Source organism: Serratia sp. EWG9 (assembly GCF_019913725.1).
In the GTDB taxonomy this organism is placed as follows: domain Bacteria; phylum Pseudomonadota; class Gammaproteobacteria; order Enterobacterales; family Enterobacteriaceae; genus Serratia; species Serratia ureilytica.
The window spans coordinates 111985-120150 of the sequence record NZ_JADNRO010000014.1 but is presented as its reverse complement, the minus strand read 5'-3'; the positions used below and the strand labels follow the sequence as shown (position 1 = coordinate 120150).

General features: G+C 56.0%; 6 protein-coding genes, 1 rRNA gene and 1 pseudogene. 5 read left to right on the top strand and 3 right to left on the bottom strand.

Annotated features, from left to right (window positions below; genetic code table 11):
• Positions 1 to 93 (top strand): 5S ribosomal RNA (gene rrf, locus ITX55_RS23110); the annotation flags it as partial.
• Between the two features lie 72 nt (positions 94 to 165).
• On the opposite strand, the gene mobB is transcribed toward rrf, so the two are convergent.
• Complete coding sequence (gene mobB, locus ITX55_RS23105; protein WP_089197562.1) at positions 166 to 684, bottom strand: molybdopterin-guanine dinucleotide biosynthesis protein MobB; 519 nt, start codon at positions 682 to 684, stop codon at positions 166 to 168.
• Entirely contained in the window at positions 681 to 1271 is a 591-nt protein-coding gene (gene mobA, locus ITX55_RS23100) for a molybdenum cofactor guanylyltransferase MobA (protein WP_033645168.1), read from the bottom strand. The genes mobB and mobA overlap by 4 nt, the downstream gene beginning before the upstream one ends.
• A 148-nt stretch (positions 1272 to 1419) precedes the next feature.
• On the opposite strand from mobA, the gene ITX55_RS23095 reads away from it, so the two are divergent.
• The 3 genes from ITX55_RS23095 (at position 1420) to dsbA (ending at position 3427) form a co-directional block, all read left to right on the top strand.
• Positions 1420 to 1689, top strand: coding sequence for a YihD family protein (locus ITX55_RS23095; RefSeq protein WP_004931268.1), 270 nt, complete (start codon positions 1420 to 1422; stop codon positions 1687 to 1689).
• 98 nt (positions 1690 to 1787) lie between these two features.
• Positions 1788 to 2774, top strand: a complete 987-nt coding sequence (locus tag ITX55_RS23090) for a serine/threonine protein kinase (RefSeq protein ID WP_108682219.1) — start codon at positions 1788 to 1790, stop codon at positions 2772 to 2774.
• 29 nt (positions 2775 to 2803) lie between these two features.
• Complete coding sequence (gene dsbA, locus ITX55_RS23085; RefSeq protein ID WP_025304721.1) at positions 2804 to 3427, top strand: thiol:disulfide interchange protein DsbA; 624 nt, start codon at positions 2804 to 2806, stop codon at positions 3425 to 3427.
• Between the two features lie 42 nt (positions 3428 to 3469).
• Here dsbA and ITX55_RS23080 read toward each other — a convergent pair.
• Positions 3470 to 4365 (bottom strand): annotated as a pseudogene (locus ITX55_RS23080) (acyltransferase).
• A gap of 497 nt (positions 4366 to 4862) precedes the next feature.
• On the opposite strand from ITX55_RS23080, the gene polA reads away from it, so the two are divergent.
• Positions 4863 to 7661: a DNA polymerase I gene (gene polA / locus ITX55_RS23075; RefSeq protein WP_108682217.1), complete on the top strand. Its 2799-nt coding sequence runs from the start codon at positions 4863 to 4865 to the stop codon at positions 7659 to 7661.
• Positions 7662 to 8166 lie beyond the last annotated feature (505 nt).

The following is an 8166-nucleotide window of genomic DNA, read 5'->3' as shown; positions in this document are numbered from 1 at the left end:
CCCACCTGACCCCATGCCGAACTCAGAAGTGAAACGCCGTAGCGCCGATGGTAGTGTGGGGTCTCCCCATGCGAGAGTAGGACACTGCCAGGCATCAAATAAAGCCGAAAGCCCTGAACTGACGTTCAGGGCTTTTTGCTATGTGCAATACGTAAAAAAGCGCAGCTACGCTGCGCCTTTCAACCACTCGACAATAAAGTCGGCGATGCTTTCCGGTTGATTGAGATCCAGCTGCTTAGCCGAAATGGATAGCGGTCGATCGCTGGCTATCGCGACGACAAACTGATCCAGCATGTCTTCCAACGGTCTGCCGATCTCGGCCCGATAAAGCAGGATCTTGCTGACCGGCTCATGTTTGAACCCTTCCACCAGAATCAAGTCGACCTTATCGGCGTCAAAGCGCCCAGCCAGATAGCGCAGATCCAAAGGTTGTTGCTCCGGCGTTTCGGTCATTAATGCCCAGCGGCGATCGCTGGCGACCAGCGTTTGCTCGGCGCCTGCTTTACGCAGCTCATAGCTGTCTTTACCCGGCGTATCCACATCCATGTCGTGATGCGTATGTTTGATCAGTCCAATCCTTACCTGGCGTTGTTTCAGTAACGGGATCAGTTGTTTGAGCAGGGTCGTTTTCCCCGTTCCGCTGTAGGCGCCGATGGCCAGCAAGGGAGGCAATGAACGATTCATTTTTTGAGCTCTCGCGTTTGTTGCCAATTCAGGCAGTCAGCCGGCGTATTCAGGTTATGAAATGCCGCTTGCTGCCCGCTGAACACTACGCGTTGTGCGCCAATTTGATGCAAGAACAGCATCAGCTTGCGTTCACCGCGCGCCAGATAGTCGGCCAGCTGCGGCGCTATTTGGCTATGCAGTAACGCCAGCGTGGGGTGATCTCGTTCACCATCGCTGGCAAAGGCCGCCTGCGCCGCGCCTTTTTGCTGCCATAGCTGAGCGACTAAGTCGGCGGGAAAGTCGGGGACATCACAAGGGACGAAGACCACCCATTCGCTGGGAGCCTGTTTGAGCCCGGCCAGCATGCCGGCCAGCGGCCCGGCGAAATCGGGCGTCAGATCGCCAATCACCGGCAAACCGCTCGCCTGGTAACGTGCCTGATTGCGATTGGCGCTGATGGCGACGGAAGCCACCTGCGGGCGTAACCGAGCCAATACGTGTTGATAGAGTGCGATCCCGCCAATCGACACCAGGCCTTTGTCTTCACCGCCCATGCGCGTGGCCCGTCCGCCGGCCAAAATGACGCCGCTGATTTCTTTATGCATCTCGTTTATCCCGCCTTGTCGATGCGCTGATTGTAGCGCTAAAGCCGGCGCGACATCAGGATTTACCTTTATTGACAAGCCGGTTCTTTCACTGCGTGGGTAAGCCTGTTACTTTGTGAGTTTATTCATGCTATTGGACGATATTGAGATGAAAACGCATCGCGTAAACGAGTTGATCGAGCTGTTGCACCCGGCCTGGCAGGAAGATCCCGATCTCAATTTGATGCAGTTTTTGCAAAAGCTGGCGAAGGAAGCGGGCTTCCAGGGCGAGTTGTCCGAGTTGAGCGACGATATTCTTATTTACCATCTGAAAATGCGCGGCAGCGCCGGCACAGATCAGATCCCGGGCCTGAAGAAAGACTACGAAGAAGATTTTAAAACGGCGTTGCTGCGTGCTCGCGGCGTTATCAAGGATTGATCCTCGTGCGGTGCGAGAAAGCATAGCGCGTGAAATGCGCCATTAATGCTACTATTTCTCATTCCCGGCACCGTGCTGTCAGCGATCAAACGAACGTTATGAATAACTCAGCTTTTAATTTCGACACCCTTTCGCCAGATTTGATCATGGACGCGCTAGAAGGGATTGGCCTGCGCGTCGATTCCGGCCTGACGGCGCTGAACAGCTATGAGAACCGCGTCTATCAGTTTATGGACGAGGATCGTCGACGCTACGTGGTGAAGTTTTACCGCCCGGAGCGCTGGAGCGCCGCACAAATCGGTGAGGAACATCAGTTCGCTCTGGATCTGGCCGGCGCGGAGATCCCGGCGGTGGCGCCGTTGGCGCTGCAAGGCGCTACGCTGCATACGCACGGCGGTTTTTTCTTTGCCCTGTTCCCCAGCGTGGGGGGCCGGCAATACGAGATAGACAATCTGGAGCAGTTGGAATGGGTAGGCCGTTTTCTGGGGCGTATCCATCAGGTCGGCGGCGAGCGTTTGTTTGCCGAGCGGCCAACCATGGGGATTGAAGAGTATCTTGTTGCCCCGCGTCAGGCGCTGGCCAATTGCGAGCTGTTGCCGGCGGCTCAGCGTGATGCCTTTCTGCAGGCGACGGATAACCTGATTGCGGCGATCAAGCCACACTGGCATCTGAACTGGCAGCCGCGGCGTTTGCACGGCGATTGCCATCCGGGCAATATTCTGTGGCGCGATGGCCCGCTGTTCGTCGATCTTGATGACGCGCGCAACGGCCCTGCGGTTCAGGATCTGTGGATGCTGTTGCACGGCGAACGTCGCGACCAACTGATGCAGCTGGACGTTTTGCTGGAGGCGTACGGCGAATTTGCCGAGTTCGATCAGCGCGAGCTGGCGTTAATTGAGCCACTGCGGGCGATGCGTATGGTGTATTACCTGGCCTGGGTCGCTCGCCGTTGGCAGGATCCGGCCTTCCCTAAGAGTTTTCCGTGGATGGCGGAGTCTGATTTCTGGTTATCTCAGACTGCGGCGTTTAATGAACAGGTTAAGCTGTTGCAGGAGCCTCCTCTGCAGCTGACGCCAATGTATTGAAGCTTTAACACAATGGAGAGTTTAGTCTTATGAAAAAAATATGGTTGGCGCTCGTTGGCATGGTGATGGCATTCAGCGCCTCGGCGGCACAGTTTAGCGATGGCACTCAGTACGTGACCCTGGACAAGCCGGTGACCGGTGAGCCGCAGGTGCTGGAGTTCTTCTCCTTTTACTGCCCACACTGCTACCAGTTTGAGCAGGTCTATCACGTGTCCGAGAACGTAAAAAAAGCGTTGCCTGCCGGCACCAAAATGACCAAGTACCACGTGGAGTTCCTGGGGCCGTTGGGCAAACAGCTGACTCAGGCGTGGGCGGTCGCGATGGCGCTGGGCGTGGAAGACAAAGTAAGCCCGCTGATGTTTGAAGCGGTGCAGAAAACCCAGACCGTGCAAACGCCGGACGATATCCGTAACGTCTTCGTGAAAGCGGGCGTAACCGCCGCAGATTATGACGCGGCCTGGAACAGCTTCGTGGTGAAATCTCTGGTGGTTCAACAGGAGAAAGCCGCAGAAGATCTGCAGCTGCGCGGCGTGCCGGCGGTATTCGTCAACGGCAAATACATGGTTAAAAACGATGGCCTGGACACCAGCTCGATGGACGCTTACGTGAAGCAGTTCGCCGATGTGGTTAAATTCCTCAGCCAGCAGAAATAAGCCTGATTCAACATGAAAAACGCCGGCATCGCCGGCGTTTTTTTATCCGTATTGCCGCTTCAATTTATCCAGCAACCGGTCTTTTTCCTGCCACAGCGTATTCAGCCACAGCTGGAAGCGCCGCTTGAACTGTTTATCGTTGAAATAATCACCGTGCAGGGTTTCATCGATCGGTAGCGTCTCTATTCTCACCACGATACGCGTCAGGCGGCCGCACAGCATATCCAGAAAGGGCCGCTGGTTATTTTCCGGATAAAGCAGGGTGACGTTCAACACTTTGTCGAACTGATTGCCCAGCGCGCTAAGGGTAAACGCGATGCCGGCAGCTTTGGGCGCCAGCAAATTGCGATAAGGTGAATTGCTTTTAATTTTCTTGGCTTCGGTGAAGCGTGAGCCTTCGACGAAATTGACGATGGTGGTTGGGCGCTGGCGGAATTTTTCGCAGGAACGGCGCGTCGTTTCGATATCCTTGCCGCGTTTTTCCGGGTGCTTGAGCAAATAGGCGCGGGAGTAACGCTTCATGAATGGCATGTCCAGCGCCCAGCAGGCCAGGCCGACAAACGGCACCCAGGCGAGCTGCTGTTTGAGGAAATACTTATTCATTGGAATATGATTTCTGAACAGCACGCATAACACGACAATGTCTGACCAACTTTCGTGGTTGCTGATCAGCAGATACCAGTTTTTGCGATCCAACCCTTCCAGCCCTTCAATATCCCAACGCAATTGCCCGTTAATGCGCAATAACAGCGCCAGCCCTTGGCACCAACACCACATCATGAAATCGGCGAAAGCGAGATATATCGCCAAACGGCGGGAATGGGCACCACGAGTTTCACGATGCCGGCCAGCGTGATGGGGATGGAGCATAACACCGTCACCAGAATGGTAAGTATGACGGAAATGATAAAGATAACAGGCGTTAACAATCTTGGCATGATTATGGGCTGACGGTTGGTGGGAACATCGTTGCATGCCAAAGCGCATGAACAAAAACGCATTTTAACAGAAATCGCCGGGGTAAAGCGCCGCTTAAAATCACTGTTTTTCGTCTCATCGGATAACCATTTGCTGAGTTTTCGTGCAACTTGTCCAGCTTGTGCTATGGTAATTGAGGCGCCGAATTTGATTAATAGTGCGATTAAAATCCGGCGAAAGTTATATCCACAAATCCAATGAAAGCCAATAATTAAGCGTCGCCGGAATTCGTTCTTTTAACGCGGTGATTTAAATAGGAATTTTATTCGCCGTTATAACGATAATCGCAGCGTTATAATTCGGTCTCTTTTCTATGCACAAAGTTATCCACAGGTAAGATCTTGCGGATCCTCGCGCACAATCACATCATTTTCGTCCGCAATGCACGCTAAGGTTCGTCTCCGGCGGCCAGCTATGGCATGCTTACCCCTATGTCCGATCACGATAAAGAAACGCTATGGCCCAGATTGCAGAAAACCCACTAATCCTGGTTGACGGTTCCTCTTACCTCTACCGCGCTTATCACGCCTTCCCGCCGCTGACCAATTCGGCGGGCGAGCCGACAGGCGCGATGTACGGCGTGCTGAATATGCTGCGCAGTCTGCTGTTGCAGTATCAACCGAGCCACGTTGCCGTGGTGTTTGATGCCAAAGGGAAGACCTTCCGCGATGATCTGTTCGCTGAATACAAGTCGCACCGGCCGCCGATGCCGGACGATCTGCGCGCGCAGATCGAGCCGCTGCATAACATGGTCAAGGCGATGGGCCTGCCGCTGTTGGTGACGCCCGGCGTAGAGGCGGATGACGTCATCGGTACGCTGGCGCTGGAGGCCGAAAAGGCCGGCCACGCGGTGCTGATCAGCACCGGCGACAAAGACATGGCGCAGCTGGTGACGCCGAACGTCACCTTGATCAACACCATGAACAACACGATCCTCGGCCCGCAGGAAGTGTGCGACAAATACGGCATTCCGCCGGAGCTGATCATCGACTTCCTGGCCCTGATGGGCGATTCATCGGACAACATTCCCGGCGTGCCGGGCGTGGGCGAGAAAACCGCCCAGGCGTTGCTGCAGGGTATCGGCGGCCTGGATGCGCTGTACGGCAATCTGGATAACATCGCCACGCTGAGCTTCCGCGGCGCCAAAACCATGGCGGCCAAGCTGGAACAGAATAAAGAGGTCGCGTACCTCTCCTATAAGCTGGCGACGATCAAAACCGACGTCGAGCTGGATCTGACCTGTGCGGACCTGACGGTCTCCGCGCCGGATGTCGACACGCTGCAACAGCTGTTCAAACAGTACGAGTTCAAACGCTGGCTGGCGGACGTAGAAGCCGGCGTCTGGTTGGAAAACAAGAAAGGCGCGGGCGCGAAAGCTGCCGGCGCCGCCAAACCAGCCGTAGCCGCGGAAGCGCCGAAAGCGCTGGCGGAGGCCAAGCTGTCTCAGGACGGTTATGTCACCATCCTGGACGAAGCGACCTTTACCGACTGGCTGGCGCGGTTGAAAAAAGCCGACGTGTTTGCCTTCGATACCGAAACCGATGGCCTGGATACCCTGACCGCCAATCTGATCGGCCTGTCCTTTGCGATCGCGCCGGGCGAAGCGGCTTATTTGCCGGTGGCGCACGATTATCTGGATGCGCCGGCGCAGCTGGATCGCGCTTACGTGCTGGAGGCGCTCAAGCCGCTGCTGGAAGACGAGAAAGCGCTCAAGGTCGGGCAAAATCTGAAGTTCGATATGAGCCTGCTGGCGCGTTATGGCATCGAGATGCGCGGCATCGCCTACGACACCATGCTGGAGTCCTATGTGCTGGACAGCGTCGGCGGCCGTCATGATATGGACAGCCTGGCCGATCGTTATCTTGGCCACAAAACCATCACTTTCGAAGAGATCGCCGGCAAGGGCAAGAACCAGCTGACGTTCAATCAGATCGCGCTTGAGCAGGCGGCGCCATACGCTGCCGAAGACGCCGATGTCACGCTGCAGCTGCATCTGGCGATGTGGCCGCAGCTGAAACAGAGCGCGGAACTGCTGACGGTGTTCAACGAGATTGAAATGCCGCTGCTGCCGGTGCTGTCGCATATCGAACGCACCGGGGTGCTGATCGATCCGGCCATTTTATCGGCCCACTCCCAGGAGCTGGCCAAGCGTCTGGCTGAGCTGGAGGCGCAGGCCCACGAGCTGGCGGAAGAGCCGTTCAACCTGGCGTCGACCAAGCAGCTGCAGGCTATCTTGTACGAAAAACAAAAGCTGCCGGTGCTGAAGAAAACCCCGGGCGGGGCGCCATCCACCAACGAAGAAGTGCTGGCCGAGCTGGCGCTCGACTACCCGCTGCCGAAGGTGATTCTGGAATACCGCGGCCTGGCGAAGCTGAAGACCACCTATACCGACAAGCTGCCGCTGATGATCAATCCGGTCAGCGGGCGGGTGCATACCTCGTACCATCAGGCGGTGACCGCCACCGGCCGCCTCTCCTCGAGCGATCCGAACCTGCAGAACATCCCGGTGCGCAACGAAGAAGGGCGGCGCATTCGCCAGGCCTTTATTGCGCCGGAAGGCTACCGCATTGTCGCGGCCGACTACTCGCAGATCGAGCTGCGCATCATGGCGCATCTGTCTCAGGATGAAGGGCTGCTGAAGGCCTTTGCCGAAGGGAAAGACATTCACCGCGCCACGGCGTCGGAAGTTTTCGGCGTGCCGTTGGATAAAGTGACCGGCGAGCAGCGCCGCAGCGCCAAGGCGATTAACTTTGGTTTGATTTACGGCATGAGCGCCTTCGGCCTGGCGCGTCAGCTGGGGATCCCGCGTGGGGAAGCCCAGCGCTATATGGATCTCTACTTCGAACGTTACCCGGGCGTGCTGGATTACATGGAGCGCACCCGTCAGCAGGCCTCCGAGCAGGGCTATGTCAGCACGCTGGACGGCCGCCGTCTGTATCTGCCGGACGTACGCTCCAGCAACGCCATGCGCCGCAAGGCGGCCGAGCGCGCGGCCATCAACGCCCCGATGCAGGGCACGGCGGCCGATATCATCAAGCGTGCGATGATCGAGGTCGACGCCTGGCTGCAGGGGCAGGAGAAGCCGTTGGTGCGCGCGATCATGCAGGTGCACGATGAATTGGTGTTCGAGGTGCACGAGTCGGTGATCGACGAAGCCAGCCAACGTATCCGCCAACTGATGGAAGGCAGCATGACGCTGGCGGTGCCGCTGAAGGTCGATGTGGGCGTCGGCATGAACTGGGATGAAGCGCACTGATCGCCGGGTTATCGCCTTATGCGCTAACTGGCGAGAAGCTAAGCACTTTTCGTAATTAAGCTACAAGATGCGGCGATAGTTTCCCCAACTTCGCCGTTCTTGCGTCTCAAATTGTGTAAGTAAACTACAAAAAATTCTTTTGCCCTGCGAAAAAATGATGTAGAGTTACAGGCGTAGGGTACAGAGGTAAGATGTTCTATCTTTCAGACCTTTTACTTCACGTAATCGGATTTGGCTGAATATTTAGCCGCCCCAGTCAGTATTGACTGGGGCGTTTTTTATTGTAAAAACAGCAGCAAACCATACGTTTTTCCTATCGCTCGGCCACGCTTTTCATTTCAGCTTCCGCTCCCTCAATCCGCGTAATTCGGCGAAACAAGCCCGTTTTGGCGATAAGCCTTTATGATAGCTTTATTTCAAAAATGTAATTAGATAACGAAAAATCCCGCCTGCGGCCGATCTGCGGGCATAAAAAAGCCGATGCGGCGAGGCATCGGCTCAAACG